The organism is uncultured Thalassolituus sp., assembly GCF_950066645.1.
Classification (GTDB): Bacteria; Pseudomonadota; Gammaproteobacteria; order Pseudomonadales; family Oceanobacteraceae; genus Thalassolituus.
This window is the reverse complement of the sequence record NZ_CATMFB010000002.1, coordinates 267,637-286,949: the sequence shown is the minus strand read 5'-3', so window position 1 is coordinate 286,949 and position 19,313 is coordinate 267,637. Positions and strand designations below refer to the sequence as shown.

Sequence of the window (19,313 nt, the reverse complement as noted above, 5' to 3'; positions counted from 1 at the left end):
CATACTTCGACTATGGCCTTTGTTGCATCTGAGCTTTAATAAATGTAAAACGTGGCCACGACCGTACTGGGTAAACAGGAAGCAATCGCAGTAACCAGCTAATGAACATCATTATTGTCGGTAAACGCCACGGCGAATCCAGAAGTATCCGCCTCAGCTCAGCAGCCAAACATATGCTGCTGGGCCTGTTGTTTGCTCTGCCTATGGCAATGGGTGCGGCAGGCTATTGGCTGGCCGAGCGTTTTACGGCTGAAGCGGCACTGGACTCGAACGCTGCCCGAGCCTGGGAACGGGATCTGGTCGATCAGCGCCAGGAGCTTGAACTGTTGCGCGAACAGACTGATCGCGAGATGGCGGCCCTGACAGTGCGGCTTGCGGAGCTTCAGGGGCGTGTTCTGCGCCTGGATGCTGTCGGCGAACGCCTGGTAGATTCTGCAGGCCTTGCTTCTGACGAATTCGATTTTGCTGCGCCCCCTGCGATGGGTGGCCCGGCGACCATCTCTGACAGCATCTATCAGGTGCCAGAGATCACTTCTGCATTGCGTGAGCTGTCGGACCGTATCGACAGCCGCGAACAGCAGCTCGCCGTCCTTGATGATCTGATGGCTGCAAATAAGCTAAGCGAAACCACCTTTGTTGCGGGCACGCCTATTACTAAAGGCTGGATGTCGTCCCGCTTTGGTTATCGTGCAGATCCTTTCACCGGACGCTCCACCTGGCATGCGGGTGTCGATTTTGCCGGTAAGGATGGTTCAGACATCGTAGCGGTAGCATCAGGCGTTGTGACCTGGGCAACGGATCGTTACGGATACGGCAATCTGGTTGAGATCAACCACGGTAATGGGTACAAAACCCGTTACGCACACTGTAAAGAAATCAAAGTCAGCGTAGGGGATGTTGTCCGCAAAGGCGATCTGATTGCGTTGATGGGCAGCACCGGTCGCTCCACCGGACCTCATGTTCACTTCGAAGTGTACAAAAACGGACGCAGTGTCGACCCTGCGGCCTATATACATCGCCGTCCACGCTGATTTTCCTCTCTCATCGTCTTGTCATTGACCGGGGTTATAAGTAGCCTTTAGCACTTTGCCCCGGCGCCTCTGTTTTATTTTACGGACAATAAGAACCTCATGATCGGTAACCTCTTTCGCACGATTTTCGGCAGTAAAAATAGCCGGGAACTCAAACGTATGGGCAAAATCGTTGCCCGCATCAATGCTCTCGAAGAAGGCCTGCAGGCGCTGTCGGATGAGCAGCTGAAAGCTAAGACTGCAGAGCTTCGCGAACTCCTCGCGAATGGCAAGACAGTCGCAGATATCCTTCCTGAAGCCTTTGCGGTCTGTCGTGAAGCCAGTGTCCGGGTAACCGGTCTGCGTCACTTCGATGTACAGCTGATTGGTGGTATTACCCTGCATGAAGGGCGCATCGCGGAAATGCGTACGGGTGAAGGTAAGACTCTGGTCGCGACGCTGCCTTCCTACCTGAATGCTCTGACGGGTGACAGCGTTCATGTTGTTACTGTGAACGACTATCTTGCACGTCGTGATGCCGAATGGAACCGCGCACTGTTTGAATTTCTGGGTATGACGGTGGGTGTTGTTGTTCCGGGCATGACCGCTGAAGAGAAGCGCGCATCTTATTCCTGTGATGTGGTGTACGGCACAAACAACGAGTTTGGCTTCGATTATCTCAGAGATAACATGGCGTTTTCGCTGGAACAGAAAGTTCAGCGCAAGCTCGCCTTCGCTATTGTCGATGAAGTCGACTCGATCCTGATTGATGAGGCTCGTACGCCGCTGATCATCTCCGGGCCGGCAGAAGATCACTCTGAGCTTTACCGTCGTATCAATCTGCTGGCGCCGCAACTGAAGCGTGGCGAATTCAGCGAAGACGATAAGCCTGTCGACGGTCATTATGTTGTTGATGAAAAGAGCCGGTCTATTGAGTTAACCGAAGAAGGGCATGAGTTCGTTGAAGAGATGCTGACGAAGGAAGGTGTCCTCAACGAAGGTGAGAGCCTCTATTCGGCGGGCAACCTCAGCCTGTTGCACCACGTTCATTCAGCACTCAAGGCGCACGCAGTTTTCCAGAAGAACGTTGACTACATCGTTCAGAACGGTCAGGTCGTGATTGTTGACGAGCACACAGGCCGTACTATGCCTGGCCGTCGCTGGAGTGAAGGTCTGCATCAGGCTGTCGAGGCGAAAGAAGGTCTCAAGATTCAGGCAGAGAGCCAGACTCTGGCCTCTACCACCTTCCAGAATTACTTCCGTCTGTACGAAAAACTGTCCGGTATGACGGGTACCGCGGATACCGAAGCGTTTGAGTTTCATCAGATTTATGGACTGGACGTTGTTGTTATTCCGACGAACAAGCCGGTACAGCGTATTGATTTCAACGATGTGATTTACGCCACGCAACGCGAGAAGTACGACGCGGTTGTTGAAGAAATCCGTGAAGTGACTGCTCAGGGGCGTCCGGTACTGGTAGGTACGGCCTCGATTGAGTCTTCAGAATATATTTCTGGTGTACTTAAGAAAGCGAAAGTCGCACACAACGTTCTCAATGCGAAAGAGAACGAGCGTGAAGCTCAGATTATTGCCGAAGCCGGGCGTCCGGGTGCGGTGACCATCGCGACTAACATGGCGGGCCGTGGTACGGATATCATGCTGGGCGGTAACTGGGAATCTGAAGTCGCAGCGCTTACTACTGAAGACCCAGCAACGGTTGAACGTATTAAAGCCGAATGGAAAGAACGTCATGACGCCGTTCTGGAAGCCGGTGGTCTGCATATCATTGGTACCGAGCGTCATGAGTCGCGTCGTATTGATAATCAGCTCCGTGGCCGTGCAGGCCGTCAGGGCGACAAAGGTTCAACACGATTCTTCCTGTCGCTTGAAGATAACCTGATGCGCTTATTCATGTCTGAGCGTATGCGCGGCATGATGCAGGCTCTGGGAATGAAAGACGGTGAATCGATTGAGCACCGCATGGTGACCAATGCCGTTGAGAAAGCACAACGCAAAGTAGAAGGGCGAAACTTCGACATGCGTAAGCAGCTGCTTGAGTACGATGATGTTGCAAACGATCAGCGTCGCGTAATCTACGGACAGCGTAATGACCTGATGGAAATGGATGACATTTCTGGTGTGATCGCCAACATCCGCGCCGATGTGGTGAACGAAGCCATAGATGATTACATTCCGCCGCAGAGTCTTGCGGAGCAGTGGGATATTCCGGGGCTGGAAGCACATCTGAAATCGGAATTTGCAGTCGAACTGCCGGTTCAGCAGTGGCTGGATGAAGACAGCAAGTTATACGAAGAGACGATCCGCGAGCGCGTACTGGCAGAAATTGATAAAGCCTACGCAGAAAAAGAAGCGTCGGTCGGTGAGAAGACCATGCGTCTCGTTGAAAAGCAGATGATGCTGCAGGTACTGGATAATCTCTGGAAAGAGCACCTCGCGACTATGGATCACCTGCGTCAGGGGATTCATCTGCGCGGCTATGGTCAGAAAAATCCTAAGCAGGAATATAAGCGTGAATCTTTCGGTCTGTTCCAGGAGCTTCTGCGCAATATCAAACACGATACTATCCGGGTGCTGAGTCATATCCGTGTCCGTCGTGAAGAAGAGATCCGCGAAGAAGAAGAGCGTCGTCGTCTTGAGGCAGAAGCGCAGCTGGCACGCGCTAAGTTTGAACACGAATCTGCCGGCGCTATGTCTGGCGACGACGAAGCGTCAGCGGAAGAAGATGCAGCCCGACCTTACGTTCGTGATGAGCAGAAGGTAGGTCGTAATGATCCGTGCCCATGTGGTTCCGGTAAAAAATACAAACATTGCCACGGCAAACTGTCCTGAGGAAAATTGAGCTCAAATGGCCGTTAATTTCACAGTTTTTGAAGATTTCGCAGTAGTAAAAGGCGTACGCGTTGGCGTCGCACAGGCGGGCGTCCGCAAGAAAGATCGCGATGACATGGTGATCTTTGAATTGGCCGAGGGCACTCAGGTCGCTGGTGTTTTTACTACGAATGCGTTCTGTGCTGCACCGGTTCATATCTGTCGTCGTAACCTGGAAAAAGCAGAACCCCGTTTTCTGCTGATCAACACCGGTAACGCAAACGCGGGTACGGGTCCGAAAGGCTTCAGAAATGCTGAAACCACCTGTGAGATGCTGGCCAAAGCTGCGGGGGTTGCTCCGGAACAGGTGCTGCCATTTTCAACGGGTGTGATTGGTGAGCCGCTCAATATGGAAGCGTTTGAGCGTGGAATTCCAGCTGCGCTCGGCAACCTGGCTGAAGATAACTGGGCAAGGGCCGGCCGGGGCATTATGACCACGGATACCCTGCCAAAAGGCTTCAGTAAGCAGATTGAGGTTGAAGGGAAAACCGTGACGATCACCGGCCTGTCGAAAGGCGCCGGAATGATCATGCCGAATATGGCAACCATGCTCGGCTTTATCGCAACGGATGCAGCGATTCCTGCGGCTGTAATGCAGGGCTGGGCGCGCAAGCTCGCAGATAAGTCGTTCAACCGCATTACCATCGACGGCGACACCTCGACCAATGACTCCTGTATGTTGATTGCGACAGGTCAGGCCGGAGTGTCGGTTGAAGAAGGAACTGAGACGGCTGACGCTGTGTTTGCTGCGCTGGAGGAAGTGTTCCGCGTGCTGGCTCAGGCGATTGTCCGTGATGGTGAAGGTGCGACCAAGTTTGTCACGATCGACGTAGAACATGCCGCGTCTGTCCGTGAGGCTCTGGATGTCGCGTACACCGTAGCGCATTCGCCTCTGGTGAAAACAGCGCTGTACGCTTCTGATGCGAACTGGGGTCGTATTCTGGCTGCGGTTGGCCGCTCCGGCGTCAAAGATTTTGATCTGGAAAAAGTACAGATTTATCTCGATGACGTGCAGATCGTCGAAGACGGTGGTCGTTGTGACTCTTATACCGAAGAGAAAGGGGCGGGTGTGCTGGCTCATTCGGAGTTTACTATCCGTATCGAACTGGGACGCGGCGACGTAAACGAACGTCTCTGGACCTGTGACCTCTCTCACGATTACGTATCTATTAACGCTGACTACCGTTCCTGATGAAACAGGTACACGTTGCCGTCGCCGTGGCGGTGGTGAATGAGGATATCCTCATTGCCCGGCGCCCGGATGATAAGCATCAGGGGGGCCTCTGGGAGTTTCCCGGAGGCAAAGTCGAGCCCGGCGAAACCACGGCGGCTGCTCTGGTCCGCGAACTCGACGAAGAAGTCGCATTGCCCGTGGCGGCGGAGCATATGTCGCCGCTGATGCAGATTCCCTTCAATTACCCGGACAAATCGGTTCTGCTTGATGTGATCTGGGTGGATGTGCCAATGAATAACGCGCTTCTTGCCCACGGTGCAGAAGGGCAGGAAGTTCGCTGGGTACATTACACTAAACTGGCGGACTTTCAGTTTCCTGAAGCGAATGTCGCTATCCTTGACGCGGTCGTCGCTCGTCTGAGCTGATCGGCCTTTCTCACGGTTTGTAGGATCAGGCAATCAACTGACACTATCCGGCACGAAATCTCTCCGGGCACTGATTACTATGAAGTCTGACTGAATAGTTTTATGTCCAGGAGAGAGTATGAAAACGGTCGGTTATGCAGCGCATTCCTCAGATGCTGAAATGGTGCCTTATCACTTTGAACGGCGTGCTCTGCGCCCTGGTGATGTCGCCATCGAAATTCTGTTCAGTGGTCTGTGTCATTCAGATCTTCACACCGTTAATGGTGACTGGGGCCCTCAGCCCTATCCGCTCGTGCCCGGGCACGAAATTGTTGGCCGGGTAATTGAAGTCGGTACTGCAGTGACCCGCTTTTCTGAAGGCGACCGGGTCGGTGTTGGCTGCATGGTCGACAGCTGTCAGGAGTGTGATCAGTGCCACAATCACGAAGAACAGTATTGCCGTCACGGTATGACACCAACCTATGGGGCGCCTGACCGAATTTCGGGCGAAATTACGCAAGGCGGTTATTCCAAACATATCGTGGTGCGGGAAGAGTTTGTTCTGCGTATCCCGGATGCCCTGGATATGTCGCGGGCAGCGCCCATTCTCTGTGCCGGAATCACGACCTTTTCTCCGCTGCGTACCTGGAACGTTGGAAAGGGCAGTCGCGTCGGAGTGATCGGTCTCGGAGGCCTTGGCCATATGGCGGTAAAACTTGCGGTTGCTATGGGCGCCGATGTGACTGTCCTCAGTCGTTCAGACCGGAAAGCGGATGAAGCAAAAGAGCTGGGAGCGGGTGGCATTCTTGTGTCGTCTGATAAGGCTGCAATGGCGGGCGCCACAGCAACGTTTGATCTGATTATCGATACGGTGCCGGTGGAACATGACGTTACTCCTTATGCTCCCTTGCTTGATATTGACGGTACGCTGGTCATAGTCGGGCAGGTGGGTCCGATGAAAGGCTTTATGACCGTGCCGATGATTTTTGGCCGTCGCCGTGTGGCGGGTTCTCTGATCGGGGGCATCAAAGAGACTCAGGAAGTGCTGGATTTCTGTGCCGAACACGATATTCATCCGGTGTGTGAAGTTATCCGTCCAGATGAAGTTAACCGGGCATTTGCCGTCATGAGTCAGGGCGATATTGCGCATCGCTTTGTCATGGATATGTCGTCGCTGTCCGTCTGAAGCGATCACAATACCCTGCAATGCAGGGTATTTTTTTATCTGCTGTGCTGCGCTAGAGTGGGTCTGAAAGAGGCAAGTGATGCCTTGGGAAATGGAATTCGCAGACGGAGAACAGAAACGTGAAAAAGCTGCTGCTTGCTGGTGTGGCCCTGGTGATCTTTCTGAAGTGGGACCTGCTTCAGGATTTTATGCTTCCGACCCCGGACTACGCTAAGCTCCAGGTTGAGCCAGTCGTGCTTTATGCCACAGAGTGGTGTGGCTACTGCAAGGCGACACGACGTCTGCTGTCCGAACACAATATCGACTACTACGAATATGATATTGAGAAGTCCGAAGAAGGCCGTCGCCAGTATCGCTCGCTCGGTGGTCGTGGCGTTCCGGTGCTTCTGATTAATGGCGAAGTGGTAAAAGGCTTCAACGCAAGCGAGATACTGCGTCTCGCCCAACAATAATTCGGGCGATCAGCGGAAGACACCGATAAAGGGAAGCAGGGTAAGTCCGAGGATGCCTGCGATCGCGATCAATGCCATCAGCACACTGGCGGGGCGCTCGCGGATGCGCTGTACCATGGTAGGTACCGGCTGGTCTTTCATCAGTTCTGACCATTGCGCCTGTATCCTGTCCAGTACTTCCCGCGCTTCCGGATAGTCAGACTCATCACGCAACCAGATGGCCGCCAGTGAAATACCCCAGCGCCCCTGGCTTGTTTCGTAGTAATGAACCCCCGCATCGTCCAGCCCCTGGCGAACATAATCGGCTTCTTCATCGGTGACGCCGTTCAGGCGGAAAAGTAACTTTGCCACGCTATGCTGTTCCTTTTCTTTGCCGGTAACCCGCAAGGATCAGAGGAGCAGTCATCAGACACAGCAGGGGAATTACCCCCAACTGCATATAAAGCGTATTACCGCTGCGAAGTTCTGCGGTTCCCGTAAAGTGGGTTCTTATTGCGACCGGCGCCCGTTCAACAATTCTGCCCCTGTGATCGACGAGAGCGGAAATGCCGGTATTGGTAGATCTTAATACCCAGCGTCCGGTTTCCAGCGCGCGCATCTGAGCCAGTGCCATATGTTGTTTTGGCCCCAGTGAATCCCCGAACCAGGCATCGTTACTGATAGTGACGAGCAGGCCAGCTTCTTTTGCCCCACGGAGCACCAGATCCGGGTATGCAATCTCATAACAGATATAAGGCATGATCCGCGCACTGCGTTGCTCTTCACCATGCAGGTTGACCCGCAATGGTGCCTGTTCGCTGTCGCCGGAAAGAAAGCTCGACATTGGCAGGGCAAAAAACGGAATCAACCCACGGATTGCCCGCTCCAGTGGGATGTATTCTCCGAACGGGACCAGGCGTTGCTTGTGGTAGAGCCCTTCGCCGTCACCAAAGGCAACGATGCTGTTGTGATATTCGCCAGCCAGTTCTGTGCCCTGCGGCCAGCGGAAGGGGATGCCTGTGACTATCGTACTGCCTGCTGCGCGCGCCTGTCGGGCGAAGCGGTTCATATACGGCTCATAGCGCTGGTACAGCATAGTAATGGCTGTTTCTGGCCAGAGTATCAGGTCAGTTCCGAACAGCGCCTCACTGTCGCTCTGATAGCGTTCCATGGTGGGAAAGATTTCTTCCGTCAGCCATTTTCGCTCCTGCTCTACGTTACCCTGAACAATGCCGACTGTGATCTCTCCGGTTCTGTCCGTCCAGTCTGTTGCCCGTAAGGCCTCGCCTGCGGGCCACAGCAACAGCGGTAGCAGAGCGACCCAGCGGCGGGTCTGCATAAAGGCAATGATGCCAGCGGCTGTCAGCGCCAGAATCACGGAGATACTGTATGCACCGCTCACGGGCGCCCAGCCTGACAGCCAGGTATTCAGGTGCGCATCACCTGCGAACAACCAGGGAAAGCCGGTCAGGAACCAGGACCTGCACCATTCCTGGAGTAGCCAGAATGACGCAAAGGTAATCACGCTCAGGTGTTGCCCACACAGTCTCTGACGTAAGGCAAACCAGCTGGCCGGGATAAGCGCAAGAAAGGCAGCAAATACTCCCACCAGTGGGACGGCAAGAAAGGCCGGTGTACCGCCGTGATCATGTACGCTGACGTAGATCCAGGAGACACCGGCGCCAAACTGTCCGAACGCGTAGCACCAGCTGATCAGAAATGCCCGGCGGGTATTGTTGGCAGACTGCAGGGTCAGGTAGAGCAGGCCCAGGCTGAGCAGGCCCACCGGCCACCAGTAAAAAGGGGCCAGTGCGAGAGGAAACAGAGCGCCGCCACTCAGAGCGAGCCAGGGCGTGAGGGCAGCGCGTTTGATCATACTCAGTGTTCGTCGGTCTGTACTTCAAGCAGGTTAATCTGACGGCTGGTGCCGTTAATTACCCGGAAGCGTAGTCCTTCAATGCGGATGCTTTCATTACACTCCGGCACACGGCCGAAATGGTGCGTCACAATGCCGCCAATGGTATCGAAATCTTCCGTTGCTAGTCGGGTATTGAAGGTGGTGTTGAAGTCTGCGAGCGGAGTCAGAGCTTTAACTGTAAAGATGCCGTCTTCGACTTCCTTGATGTTGTTTTCTTCCTCATCGAAATCGTGTTCGTCTTCGATGTCACCGACAATCTGCTCCAGCACGTCTTCAATGGTCACCAGGCCTGCTACGCCGCCGAACTCGTCAACCACAATTGCCATATGGTTGCGGTTCGAGCGAAATTCACGCAACAGGACGTTCAGGCGCTTACTTTCCGGCACAAAATTCGCCGGACGCAGAATGTCTTTTAGACGGAAGTCGTCGGCATTGCTCTTGAGTACAAGGGGCAGAAGATCTTTCGCCAGAAGGATGCCTGATACCTCATTCTGGCCCTCGGCAATCACAGGGAAGCGGGAGTGAGCGGACTCAATAATGCGAGGCAGATAGTCTTTCAGGTGCTCGTTTTCCTGAATGTAGATCATCTGCGAACGGGGGATCATGATGTCCCGCACCTGCATATCCGAAACCTGCAGGGCACCTTCAATGATGGTGAGGGTTTCGGTATCAACGATGCTGCGGTCGGCAGCTTCGCGGACAATATCTTTGATGTCCTGACGGGTGCGTGGGTCGTCAGAAAACAGATCGCTTAGTTTTTCCAGCCAACTTCGGGGTTGGCTGCTCGTTCGGTCGTCGCTCATGGGGCCTCGTTCGCGTACGGATCGGGGTAGCCAAGAGACGCGAGTATCTGACGTTCCAGATCTTCCATCTCTTCGGCTTCATCGTCCTTTATATGGTCGTAACCCAGCAAATGCAAGCAGCCGTGCACCACCATGTGGGCCCAGTGCGCTTCGCAGGTTTTGTTCTGTTCTTTTGCCTCACGGGCCACAACCTGTATGCAGATGATCAGATCACCCAGCAGTTCAAGTGGCACCTGAGGGGGAGCTTCGAAAGGAAACGAGAGTACGTTGGTCGGTTTATCCTTGCCGCGATACTCATGATTCAGGCTCTGGCTTTCATCTTCGTTCACCAGACGTATCGTCAGCTCGGGCTCAGCGAACTCTGTGCGGTTCAGCAGGGCGGCAGTGGCCCAGCGTCCGAACTGCTCATCATCGGGCAGCTCCGGGCTGTCTTCGACATCATCCGCGAGCTGCACATCCAGCATCAGATTCATTCGGCATTCCCTGACGGGTTTTCTTTCTGCTCTTTGCGGCGCTTCTCTTCACGTTCGTCAAAACGGTCGTAGGCATCGACGATGCGCTGAACGAGAGGGTGACGCACAACATCGCGGTTATTAAAGCGCGTAATCCCGATGCCATCGACACCGTCCAGCACTTCAAGGCCATGTTTGAGGCCCGAGTATACGCCGCGGGGGAGGTCGACCTGAGTTACGTCACCCGTGATGACCGCTTTAGAACCAAAACCTACCCGCGTCAGGAACATCTTCATCTGTTCTTTGGTGGTGTTCTGACTTTCGTCGAGAATCACAAAGGAATGCGACAGCGTGCGGCCCCGCATATAGGCGAGTGGAGCAATCTCAATCTGATTGCGCTCAATCATTTTACCCACCTGTTCAAAGCCCAGCATCTCATAGAGAGCATCGTAGAGAGGGCGCAGGTAAGGGTCGATCTTCTGCGCCAGATCACCGGGCAGGAAGCCCAGTTTCTCACCGGCTTCCACCGCCGGACGAACCAGCAGAATACGTTTTACTTCATCACGCATCAGCGCTTCAACGCCCGCGGCTACCGCCAGAAAGGTCTTGCCGGTACCTGCCGGGCCGATACCGAAGTTGATATCGTACTCGCGTACCCGCTGCAGGTATTCCAGCTGGTTGTCACCCCGTGGTTTGATCACCGCCTGAGGCGTTTTGATGATGCCCTTACTGGCGTCGTAACTGCGTTTACCACGTTGGCTTACGCGGGCACCGTCTTCCTGAAGGAAGAGGTGAATCAGGTCCGGACTGATCTGGGTTCCCTTGTTGGTTTCCCGGTACAGCTGCTGAATCAGTGCGGCGGCGCGCTTGGCCTGGCGGACGCTGCCTTCTACCTGAAAGCGGGCTCCGCGGTTGTAGATCTCCAGGTCGTAATGCTCAGAAATCTGCTTCAGATGGGCATCCAGGTGGCCACACAGGTTAGCCAGCCGGGGGGCATCGTCCGGTTCAAGAATAAAAGAAATAACGTGCTGTCTGGCGCCGTTATCTTCGTGTCCGGAATCTTCCGGCGCCTGGGAGTCGGTCATGTTCTCTGTGGTCAAAAGTTGCCTCTGAAGTTAGCGACTGACAGATTTCAGTAAGCCATAGCGGCGTCGAGAATGACACCACGCAGACTGTTCGGATAGGCATCTTCGATGCGTACCTTAACGAACTTACCGATCAGGCTATGATCAAGTGACTTAAAGTTCACAACCCGGTTGTTTTCAGTCCGCCCGGAGAGTTCGCCCGGGTCTTTGCGGGATACGCCCGTCACCAGAATGACTTCTTCGCGACCCACCATACGGCGGCTGATCTGCTGTGCGTTCTGAGTGATGCGTGTCTGCAGAATATGGAGACGCTGCTTCTTCACGTCTTCCGGGGTATCGTCATCAAGCTGCGCGGCCGGAGTACCCGGACGTGCGCTGTAGACAAAGCTGAATGAGGTATCGAAGCCGATTCTCTCAATCAGATTCATGGTGTCGAGAAAGTCTTCTTCGGTTTCGCCCGGGAAGCCAATGATGAAATCAGAGGAGATCGAGATATCCGGGCGCAGCCGCTGCAGCCGCTCGATTTTCTCAATGTACATATCGATTTCGTGGCCACGTTTCATCGCTGCCAGAATGCGGTTTGAGCCACTCTGCACCGGCAGATGAATGTGACTGACAAGTTCAGGCACTTCCGCATAGACGTTAATCAGGCTGTCGCTGAACTCCACCGGATGCGAAGTGGTGTAACGGATACGGTCAATGCCTTCGATTTCAGCGACCAGTGTGATCAGCTCGGCAAGATCGGCGATGTCACCGTCTGCGGTTGTACCCTGATAAGCGTTAACGTTCTGGCCAAGCAGGTTTACTTCACGTACTCCCTGATCGGCCAGCACCTGAACTTCTTTCAGTACATCGGCAAGCGGACGGCTGACTTCCTCACCGCGGGTGTAGGGAACGACACAGAACGTACAGTATTTCGAGCAGCCTTCCATAATCGATACAAACGCCGAGCAGCCTTCTACTTTGGGTGCTGGCAGATGGTCAAATTTCTCGATTTCTGGGAAGGTCACATCGACCACCTGAATCGAGTTACTGGCTTTGTTAACCATTTCAGGCAGGCGATGCAGTGTCTGAGGGCCAAACACCATATCAACGAAAGGCGCGCGCTTCATGATCGCGTCACCTTCCTGAGAAGCCACACAGCCGCCGACACCGATTTTCAGATCCGGTTTCCCGTTTTTCAGGTTCTTCCAGCGGCCAAGCTCATGAAATACCTTTTCCTGCGCCTTCTCGCGGATGGAGCAGGTGTTCAGCAGAATGACGTCGGCGTCCTCCGGATTGTCCGTCAGAACCATCTGGTGACTTTCGCCCAGCATGTCAGCCATACGTGATGAGTCGTACTCGTTCATCTGGCAACCGTGGGTTTTGATGTAAAGCTTTTTCACCTGATCGGTCATTGTGCTGCTGCTGGCCTCAGTGTGGCTGTTGAAAAAGGGCGGCATTATACAGCGCCTGCTCACTTCTTCGCCAGCCACCTTGATGCAGAATCACCGTTGCAACAGCTCTTCGACGCCATCTGCCAGCTGCCGGGACTGCTCATCCATCGGTAAATGGCGGATATCGGGGAATTTCAGAGCGGTGCCAATGTTATAAAGCCAGCGCTCAGTGCGCAGCACCAGGCTTTCGGCCGAGTCCGGGCTGGCATTCAGGATTTCGTTCACCATTGCCATAATGACCTGAGCATGTGACGCCGAGTTGAGTGCACGCTCCCGCAGAGTGGCTATCCCTCCTTCAGCGCGTGGTGAGGTGGCAATCAGATCTTCCGCAGCCGCCAGGGCGGTACGGGCGACGGCGTAGCTCTGAGGAATGAGCTTCTGTGCCCCGGCCTCCTGCAGATTATCCAGTGTGGTGCGGATTTCCTGCAGGTTGATAAAGCCAATGGTCTCGACTTCGAGGTCATGCATGGCAGTCAGAAGCTGATGCTGGCTCTGGGCAGTACTTGCAGGTGCGCCCGTCTGTTCCAGTACCCTGATAATCCCGTCGAAACTCTCAGACACTTTCTGATATCCGGTTGGAAAGTATGCCGGACTGCCGATGGCATTCAGCACTTCGAGGTGAGCCAGCGCAGGAGCCAGTGTTTCACGGGCAATGCTGGTATGAGCAATCGCGCGGTCAAAGGTGGCAATAGCGGCCAGTGCCTGACTGCGGACAGCGTCATCTGCTTTCCCTTTGCTCTGTACCTCGCGGGCTTCTTCCAGCGATGCCATCGCTTCACGGGTCAGGACAGGGGCAAAGCGGTATGTTTCCTGAGCGCTGGCGTCCGCCGCACGGCTCTCTGCGTCTTTAATCAGGGTAGCCCCTGAACTGGCGGTGACCAGAGCGGCGCGGTCCGCTTCCTCGCGTATCTGATCCAGTCCTTTCGGCTGGCTGGCGCAGCCGCTGACTAAAGCAGCCGCGCTGATCAATGTAAGTAGTACTCTGTATTGCATAGTCTGTTTCCAGTCGGTGACGTGTATACCGGTCATGTGTTTTACCACACACTGGCAGTGGCCGCTTTGCCTTTATGACTGTGATGAGATCCCGCTTTTGTAAAACGCAGGACTTGTGTCGCATCTCCCGCGTTGCTATATATCAGGTATACGCTTGTTTATGTGGAGGACCAGAGACCAGAACTGCCGAGAGGCAACAGCCGACTCAGGTGACTAACTCAGGTGACTAGGGAGTACCCCTTATGATCGCAGAGATGCAACCGCTTTACTGGCGTATCCAGGATACTGATAACTCAGGCCTTGATGCTGTCAGCCTGCTAATGCCCGCCAATGAAGGCGAACCAGCCACAGTCGTTCCGACGGATGTCAGCTTCTGCTCCCGTCGCTCAGGTAATCAGGCCGTAGATGTCCGTTGGTCTGATGATGATTCTGATCTCTTTCTCAGTCTGCTCGAACGCGTGTCCAGCGAAGATGCCGAAGACGATAGCATTGTCCTCGATATCAATGATGGCATCGTACAGGGCATTGTTCAGCTGGTCGCTCTGACCCGCTTTAAAACCCCCTGGCCATCCGACGAACTGGTTGGCGATGACATTAATACCGAGCGCGATGAAACCGAGATCGGAGATCTGGTTGCATTGAATACCCGGTATGGATTCGTGATGGGAATCGTGGTGGGGATGGACTCCATCGATATGACCTGCATCCTGCTGGAAGACATCAGCGACGGTGATGTCTGCCTGGTGCCCGATCACAGTGTTCTGGTCTTTGACCGGACAAACGTGCTGCCCATCGCGTTTGCCGATACCGATACGGGAGAGGGGGCTACCTTCCATTAAACGCAAAAGGCGGCCATTGGCCGCCTTTTTTCAGCTCGTCTTATTACTTATCAGACGTGCTCTGTTCGCGTTGGCGCTTGCGGCTCAGAGCCAGGTCGCCGATCACGTCAAAAAAGCCTGTATTCGCTGTCGTACGGGGCTGAGCCGTCACCGGGTTACGGTTGTCTGCCGCAGTGGTGTCCGGAGTGTTCAGTGCAGTTGCCATAGTCTTCTCCTTGTTGCAGTCAGTGATGAATCCGGATCGCGTCCCAGCAGAGGCCGAGTACCATGTCATCGGTAATAGTATTTTCTTTCAGGCCGGGAACTTTGTGGGCCAGACGCACCAGGGTGGAAATCCCCCCGTAGACGTAGATGCCCAGAACTTCGTTCGGCAGGTCTTTGATCAGACCCTGCTGACGGCCTTCTTCAAACAGACTGTGTACGCCTGACTGAAGTTCATTCTCTGCCATCCGCTGTTTCAGTTCACAGATGGCCGGCGCGACACTTAACTGATCAATCAAGGCCGCATCTCTTGGGTTATCAGACAGATAGCGAAACAGGTTGAGCCACATATTGCTCAGACGGCTGCGTATATCTCCCGAAGGATCATCACCGGCGAGTGTTGCCCGGGTGATACGCTGCATCAGTTGCAGATACACTGCCTCGACCAGTTCTTCTTTGGTGTCGAAGTAACGGTAGATGGTGCCTGCACCGCAGCACGCGTGTTTAGCTACCATAGAAACCGGCGATGCCTGCAGCCCGTTAAGGGCGATCAGTTCCGCGGCGGCTTCGATAATCTGTTCTGATTTATCCATACTGCTATTAACCGGAATGAACGTTCATTCTGTTTTACCCGAGTAAATTACTCAAGGTAATATTTGCGATCATTGGTGCTGATTGTGGATCAGTCTGTTGCGTATTCTCTGTCTGCGTGGCGTGCACTGAACAACGCCAGCGCAGACAGGCCTGACGTCAGTACCATGACTGCCATCATAGGCACGGGCGTATTATCGTGAAGGTGTGCCCACAGCAGACCCGCCAGAGCGCCGCCTGAAAACTGTATGACGCCCATCAGAGCCGTTGCTGAACCGGCAACGTCCCGGAAGTGTTGCATCACGGTGCCCATGGTGTTGGCTGTAATCAGGCCCAGCGCTCCGACGAACACCATCATCAGCGGCAATACGACAGGCAGGACAAACAGTGAAGGCACCATACTGATGCTGAGCAGAGCAAGTGCTGAGAGCACATGCAGTGCGATGCCCGCCGTCAGAATCTGCACCGGGCTGAACCGGTTCAGCAACAGCATATTGCAGCGGTTCATAACCATCAGCACGATCACATTTGCCCCGAACAGCCAGGGGAAAGTCGCTTCTGAGGCCCCGAAGTATTCCAGGTAGAGATAGGGGGAGGCAGTAATAAACACAAACATGCCGCTGTAGGCGCTCGCCAGAGTCAGGATGTACCTGCGTGCCGGACGATGACGGATCACCTGAAGATACCCCGCGAGTGGGTGGCGTTTCACTCTCTGATGCTTTGGGTGGCTCTCAGGGAGCTGCCAGACCAGCAGGGCAGTCACCAGAATACAGTAAATACCGAGTACGGCGAAAATTGCCTGCCAGTGAGCCATATGCAGAATCAGAGACCCGAGCATCGGGGCAAACAGAGGAGCGGCCATCATAATCATGGCCACCATGGACAGTACTTTAGCAATGTCCCTGCCGTCGAACATATCGCGGACGATGGCCGTGGCATTTACAACGGCGAGACCGCCGCCAAAGGCCTGAAGGGCCCGGAAAATCAGCAGGCTGTCCAGGCTGGTACTGAATGTCAGCAGAGCGCTGGCGACAGCAAAAATCGTCAGTCCCGTAAGAATCACGGGTTTACGGCCCAGACGGTCGGACACAGGTCCACCCGTAATCTGGCCAAGAGCAAAGCCGAGCAGGAAAGTACTGACCGACAGCTCGACGTGATGAATATCACTGTTAAGCGTGGCCGCCATCTGCCCCATGGCCGGCAGATACATATCAATCGCCAGAGGCGCGATAGCAGTCAACATAGCAAGGAGAAGTGGTAGCGGGAGTTTCAGAGATGTTGGCATAACGCCCCCGGAGGATTCACAGGCCCCCAGTATAATTGTTTCTCTTATTTTATAAGAGTTGATAAAAAAGAACGTATTGTTCCATATTTATCTGGAACTGGCGGTGGGAACAAAAAAGGCCCCGAAGGGCCCGTTCTGTGAGTCCGGAATCAGACGTTAAAGCGGAAGTGGATAACATCACCGTCTTTAACGATGTATTCCTTGCCTTCCAGGCGCCATTTACCAGCGTCTTTCGCGCCGTTCTCACCTTTGTACTGAATAAAATCGTCGTACCCCACGACTTCGGCGCGGATAAAGCCGCGTTCAAAGTCGGTGTGGATGGCGGCTGCAGCTCGTGGAGCGGTGGCCCCTACCTTGATGGTCCAGGCGCGTACTTCCTTCACGCCAGCGGTGAAGTAGGTCTGCAGACCGAGAAGTTCATAACCTGCACGGATCACGCGATCCAGGCCCGGTTCTTCCATTCCCATCATTTCGAGGAATTCGGTTTTCTCTTCGTCTTCCAGTTCCGAAATTTCAGCTTCAATCTTGTTACAGACGACGACGACAGATGCGCCTTCGGAGGCCGCGATATCGCGAACGGTATCGAGATACGGATTATCTTCGAAACCTTCTTCCGATACGTTGGCAATGTACATCGTAGGTTTAGTGGTCAGCAGGTGGAACATGCGCGACAGACGCTTTTCATCATCATTCATGTCCAGCATCCGGGCGGTTTTACCTTCCTCGAAATGCGGAATCAGACGCTCCAGCAGAGCTTTCTGCGCGATCGCATCTTTGTCTCCACCTTTGGCAGTTCGTGTGACACGCTGCAGCTGCTTCTCACAGGATTCGAGGTCAGCCAGAACGAGCTCGGTGTTGATGATGTCAATGTCTGCTGCCGGATCGACGTGGTTGGCAACGTGAATCACGTTGTCGTCTTCGAAGCAGCGGACGACATGAGCAATCGCATCGGTTTCGCGGATGTTGGCGAGAAACTGGTTGCCCAAGCCTTCACCTTTGGAAGCACCCGCCACCAGGCCTGCGATGTCGACAAATTCCATGGACGTAGGAATGACTTTCTCAGGATTAACGATCGCTGCCAGAGCATCCAGACGCGGGTCTGGCATAGAGACCATGCCGGTATTCGGCTCAATGGTACAGAAAGGGAAGTTTTCTGCAGCGATGCCTGATTTGGTCAGTGCGTTGAATAGAGTGGATTTGCCAACGTTGGGCAGACCAACGATTCCGCATTTAAAGCCCATGTCTGTGTCCTGAATTCAGATCTGAAAAAATTGCGGGTATTTTACCCTTTAAAGCTGTGAAGTCGATTCATCGCCTTCGCTAAATCACCATTGACTGCGTCAGGCAGTACCCTCATGGCCTCATCAATTGCAGCATCTATGCTTTGTTGGTCGGCTTTGCTTGCCCGTCCAAGCACATGGCCAGTCACCTGGCTTTTGTCACCCGGATGTCCGATGCCAATCCGCAGGCGGTGAAAACCGTTATTGTTACCGAGGCGGGAGATGATATCCCGCAGGCCATTCTGGCCGCCGTGTCCTCCGCCGGTCTTAAATCTGGCAACGCCGGGAGGCAGATCAAGTTCGTCGTGAACAACCAGAATTTCAGAGGGGAGTATCTTATAGAAGTTAGCCAGGGCTGAGACCGCCTGACCGCTCCGGTTCATAAACGTGGTCGGAAGAAGCAGGTAACATTCCTGTCCGCCGATCCGGCCCTTGCCGGCAAGGCCTGAAAATTTTTTATCTGGGGAGAGTGTGATGCCTTCCAGTCGGGCAAGACGTTCGATCACCCAGGCACCCGCATTGTGGCGGGTCTGTTCGTATTCGGCACCCGGGTTTCCGAGGCCGACAATCAGTCGGATGGAATCAGCCATACAGATATCCTGAACAGAAAAATCTACTTATTACAGACAATAAAAAAGCGGGGACCAGCCCCGCTTTTTCCGACACGTAGCGATTATTCGCCAGCGTCTTCTTCTGCTGCTTCTTCTTCAGCGTCGCCACCTTTAGGAGCGATTACGCTTACTACAGAGGTGTCGTGCTCTGGGCCGTGTGACAGAGCCAGTGATTCAACACCTTTAGGCAGTTTCAGGTCAGACAGGTGTACTACACCGCCAACTTCAACGTCAGCCATATCGATTTCGATGAACTCTGGCAGATCGCCAGCAGTACAGATGATGTCCAGGCTGGTCAGCTGGTGCATGATCTTACCACCACCGATCTTAACGCCCTTGCAGCTGTCTTCGTTCAGGAAGTGCAGTGGAACGTGTGCTTTGATCTTGGTGTTTTTGTTAACACGCAGGAAGTCAGCGTGCCAGATCAGAGCTTTTGCAGGGTGACGCTGAAGATCTTTCAGGATGACCTGTTCTTCTTTGCCATCGATGCTCAGGTTGATCACGGAGCTGTAGAAGGCTTCGTTTTCCAGAGCTTTGTTCAGCTCGTTGGCTTTCAGAGTGATGGAAACAGGCTTACGGTCGTTACCGCCAGCTTTACCACCGTAAACAACTGCAGGAACACCATTTTCACGACGCAGGCGGCGGCTCGCACCTTTCCCCTCGTCAGAACGTGCTACAGCAGACAGAGTAAAATCTTGAGACATTGTGTCTTCCTCATTTTCAAA

Annotated in this window: 20 protein-coding genes; 7 read left to right on the top strand and 13 right to left on the bottom strand. The window is 54.1% G+C overall.

Annotated features, from left to right (window positions below):
- Positions 1 to 101: 101 nt before the first annotated feature.
- The 6 genes from Q1L85_RS03120 to Q1L85_RS03095 all read left to right on the top strand — a co-directional run bounded on the left by Q1L85_RS03120 (position 102) and on the right by Q1L85_RS03095 (position 7,115).
- Positions 102 to 1,031: a M23 family metallopeptidase gene (locus Q1L85_RS03120; RefSeq protein WP_300425728.1), complete on the top strand. Its 930-nt coding sequence runs from the start codon at positions 102 to 104 to the stop codon at positions 1,029 to 1,031.
- A gap of 99 nt (positions 1,032 to 1,130) precedes the next feature.
- The gene (gene secA, locus Q1L85_RS03115) at positions 1,131 to 3,860 is read left to right on the top strand and encodes a preprotein translocase subunit SecA (RefSeq protein WP_300425726.1); all 2,730 of its coding nucleotides are present in this window, start codon (positions 1,131 to 1,133) and stop codon (positions 3,858 to 3,860) included.
- A gap of 16 nt (positions 3,861 to 3,876) precedes the next feature.
- Positions 3,877 to 5,091, top strand: coding sequence for a bifunctional glutamate N-acetyltransferase/amino-acid acetyltransferase ArgJ (gene argJ, locus Q1L85_RS03110; RefSeq protein WP_300432231.1), 1,215 nt, complete (start codon positions 3,877 to 3,879; stop codon positions 5,089 to 5,091).
- Positions 5,091 to 5,498, top strand: coding sequence for an 8-oxo-dGTP diphosphatase MutT (gene mutT, locus Q1L85_RS03105; RefSeq protein ID WP_300427781.1), 408 nt, complete (start codon positions 5,091 to 5,093; stop codon positions 5,496 to 5,498). The genes argJ and mutT overlap by 1 nt, the downstream gene beginning before the upstream one ends.
- Positions 5,499 to 5,616: 118 nt before the next feature.
- Positions 5,617 to 6,663 carry an NAD(P)-dependent alcohol dehydrogenase gene (locus tag Q1L85_RS03100; RefSeq protein ID WP_300427784.1) on the top strand — a complete coding sequence of 349 codons (1,047 nt, stop codon included), beginning with the start codon at positions 5,617 to 5,619 and terminating at the stop codon, positions 6,661 to 6,663.
- Positions 6,664 to 6,782: 119 nt separating this feature from the next.
- Positions 6,783 to 7,115, top strand: a complete 333-nt coding sequence (locus Q1L85_RS03095; RefSeq protein WP_300427787.1) for a glutaredoxin family protein — start codon at positions 6,783 to 6,785, stop codon at positions 7,113 to 7,115.
- Between the two features lie 9 nt (positions 7,116 to 7,124).
- On the opposite strand, the gene Q1L85_RS03090 is transcribed toward Q1L85_RS03095, so the two are convergent.
- The 7 genes from Q1L85_RS03090 to Q1L85_RS03060 form a co-directional block, all read right to left on the bottom strand.
- On the bottom strand, positions 7,125 to 7,466 hold the full coding sequence (locus Q1L85_RS03090) for a DUF6164 family protein (RefSeq protein WP_300427790.1): 342 nt from the start codon (positions 7,464 to 7,466) through the stop codon (positions 7,125 to 7,127).
- Between the two features lies 1 nt (position 7,467).
- Positions 7,468 to 8,970, bottom strand: coding sequence for an apolipoprotein N-acyltransferase (gene lnt, locus Q1L85_RS03085; protein ID WP_300432228.1), 1,503 nt, complete (start codon positions 8,968 to 8,970; stop codon positions 7,468 to 7,470).
- A 2-nt stretch (positions 8,971 to 8,972) separates the two neighbouring features.
- Positions 8,973 to 9,815, bottom strand: a complete 843-nt coding sequence (locus Q1L85_RS03080) for an HlyC/CorC family transporter (RefSeq protein ID WP_300427795.1) — start codon at positions 9,813 to 9,815, stop codon at positions 8,973 to 8,975.
- Positions 9,812 to 10,288, bottom strand: coding sequence for an rRNA maturation RNase YbeY (gene ybeY, locus Q1L85_RS03075; protein ID WP_300427797.1), 477 nt, complete (start codon positions 10,286 to 10,288; stop codon positions 9,812 to 9,814). Before ybeY ends, Q1L85_RS03080 begins: the two co-directional genes overlap by 4 nt.
- Positions 10,285 to 11,352 (bottom strand): PhoH family protein, encoded by a 1,068-nt coding sequence (locus tag Q1L85_RS03070; RefSeq protein ID WP_300427811.1) that lies wholly within the window; start codon positions 11,350 to 11,352, stop codon positions 10,285 to 10,287. Before Q1L85_RS03070 ends, ybeY begins: the two co-directional genes overlap by 4 nt.
- A gap of 47 nt (positions 11,353 to 11,399) precedes the next feature.
- A complete protein-coding gene (miaB, locus tag Q1L85_RS03065; RefSeq protein ID WP_300427812.1) occupies positions 11,400 to 12,749 on the bottom strand; it encodes a tRNA (N6-isopentenyl adenosine(37)-C2)-methylthiotransferase MiaB in 1,350 nt (449 codons plus the stop codon).
- 90 nt (positions 12,750 to 12,839) lie between these two features.
- Positions 12,840 to 13,781 (bottom strand): hypothetical protein, encoded by a 942-nt coding sequence (locus Q1L85_RS03060; RefSeq protein ID WP_300427798.1) that lies wholly within the window; start codon positions 13,779 to 13,781, stop codon positions 12,840 to 12,842.
- 242 nt (positions 13,782 to 14,023) lie between these two features.
- On the opposite strand from Q1L85_RS03060, the gene Q1L85_RS03055 reads away from it, so the two are divergent.
- On the top strand, positions 14,024 to 14,620 hold the full coding sequence (locus Q1L85_RS03055) for a hypothetical protein (protein WP_300427800.1): 597 nt from the start codon (positions 14,024 to 14,026) through the stop codon (positions 14,618 to 14,620).
- Positions 14,621 to 14,663: 43 nt separating this feature from the next.
- Here Q1L85_RS03055 and Q1L85_RS03050 read toward each other — a convergent pair whose 3' ends face one another.
- The 6 genes from Q1L85_RS03050 to Q1L85_RS03025 all read right to left on the bottom strand — a co-directional run bounded on the left by Q1L85_RS03050 (position 14,664) and on the right by Q1L85_RS03025 (position 19,292).
- Positions 14,664 to 14,825 carry a hypothetical protein gene (locus Q1L85_RS03050; RefSeq protein WP_300427802.1) on the bottom strand — a complete coding sequence of 54 codons (162 nt, stop codon included), beginning with the start codon at positions 14,823 to 14,825 and terminating at the stop codon, positions 14,664 to 14,666.
- 19 nt (positions 14,826 to 14,844) lie between these two features.
- On the bottom strand, positions 14,845 to 15,414 hold the full coding sequence (locus tag Q1L85_RS03045) for a TetR/AcrR family transcriptional regulator (RefSeq protein WP_300427803.1): 570 nt from the start codon (positions 15,412 to 15,414) through the stop codon (positions 14,845 to 14,847).
- 89 nt (positions 15,415 to 15,503) lie between these two features.
- Entirely contained in the window at positions 15,504 to 16,697 is a 1,194-nt protein-coding gene (locus Q1L85_RS03040; RefSeq protein ID WP_300427805.1) for a multidrug effflux MFS transporter, read from the bottom strand.
- Between the two features lie 149 nt (positions 16,698 to 16,846).
- Positions 16,847 to 17,938, bottom strand: coding sequence for a redox-regulated ATPase YchF (gene ychF, locus Q1L85_RS03035; protein WP_300427807.1), 1,092 nt, complete (start codon positions 17,936 to 17,938; stop codon positions 16,847 to 16,849).
- A gap of 41 nt (positions 17,939 to 17,979) precedes the next feature.
- A complete protein-coding gene (gene pth / locus Q1L85_RS03030; protein WP_300427808.1) occupies positions 17,980 to 18,567 on the bottom strand; it encodes an aminoacyl-tRNA hydrolase in 588 nt (195 codons plus the stop codon).
- Between the two features lie 83 nt (positions 18,568 to 18,650).
- Positions 18,651 to 19,292: a 50S ribosomal protein L25/general stress protein Ctc gene (locus Q1L85_RS03025; RefSeq protein WP_300427809.1), complete on the bottom strand. Its 642-nt coding sequence runs from the start codon at positions 19,290 to 19,292 to the stop codon at positions 18,651 to 18,653.
- Positions 19,293 to 19,313 lie beyond the last annotated feature (21 nt).

Bases quoted from the DNA above. Each gene is read 5' to 3' on its own strand.
- Q1L85_RS03120 (WP_300425728.1), top strand. From the start codon at position 102: ATGAACATCATTATTGTCGGTAAACGCCACGGCGAATCCAGAAGTATC.
- secA (WP_300425726.1), top strand. From the start codon at position 1,131: ATGATCGGTAACCTCTTTCGCACGATTTTCGGCAGTAAAAATAGCCGG.
- argJ (WP_300432231.1), top strand. From the start codon at position 3,877: ATGGCCGTTAATTTCACAGTTTTTGAAGATTTCGCAGTAGTAAAAGGC.
- mutT (WP_300427781.1), top strand. From the start codon at position 5,091: ATGAAACAGGTACACGTTGCCGTCGCCGTGGCGGTGGTGAATGAGGAT.
- Q1L85_RS03100 (WP_300427784.1), top strand. From the start codon at position 5,617: ATGAAAACGGTCGGTTATGCAGCGCATTCCTCAGATGCTGAAATGGTG.
- lnt (WP_300432228.1), bottom strand. From the start codon at position 8,970: ATGATCAAACGCGCTGCCCTCACGCCCTGGCTCGCTCTGAGTGGCGGC.
- Q1L85_RS03080 (WP_300427795.1), bottom strand. From the start codon at position 9,815: ATGAGCGACGACCGAACGAGCAGCCAACCCCGAAGTTGGCTGGAAAAA.
- ybeY (WP_300427797.1), bottom strand. From the start codon at position 10,288: ATGAATCTGATGCTGGATGTGCAGCTCGCGGATGATGTCGAAGACAGC.
- Q1L85_RS03070 (WP_300427811.1), bottom strand. From the start codon at position 11,352: ATGACCGACTCCCAGGCGCCGGAAGATTCCGGACACGAAGATAACGGC.
- miaB (WP_300427812.1), bottom strand. From the start codon at position 12,749: ATGACCGATCAGGTGAAAAAGCTTTACATCAAAACCCACGGTTGCCAG.
- Q1L85_RS03060 (WP_300427798.1), bottom strand. From the start codon at position 13,781: ATGCAATACAGAGTACTACTTACATTGATCAGCGCGGCTGCTTTAGTC.
- Q1L85_RS03055 (WP_300427800.1), top strand. From the start codon at position 14,024: ATGATCGCAGAGATGCAACCGCTTTACTGGCGTATCCAGGATACTGAT.
- Q1L85_RS03050 (WP_300427802.1), bottom strand. From the start codon at position 14,825: ATGGCAACTGCACTGAACACTCCGGACACCACTGCGGCAGACAACCGT.
- Q1L85_RS03045 (WP_300427803.1), bottom strand. From the start codon at position 15,414: ATGGATAAATCAGAACAGATTATCGAAGCCGCCGCGGAACTGATCGCC.
- Q1L85_RS03040 (WP_300427805.1), bottom strand. From the start codon at position 16,697: ATGCCAACATCTCTGAAACTCCCGCTACCACTTCTCCTTGCTATGTTG.
- ychF (WP_300427807.1), bottom strand. From the start codon at position 17,938: ATGGGCTTTAAATGCGGAATCGTTGGTCTGCCCAACGTTGGCAAATCC.
- pth (WP_300427808.1), bottom strand. From the start codon at position 18,567: ATGGCTGATTCCATCCGACTGATTGTCGGCCTCGGAAACCCGGGTGCC.
- Q1L85_RS03025 (WP_300427809.1), bottom strand. From the start codon at position 19,292: ATGTCTCAAGATTTTACTCTGTCTGCTGTAGCACGTTCTGACGAGGGG.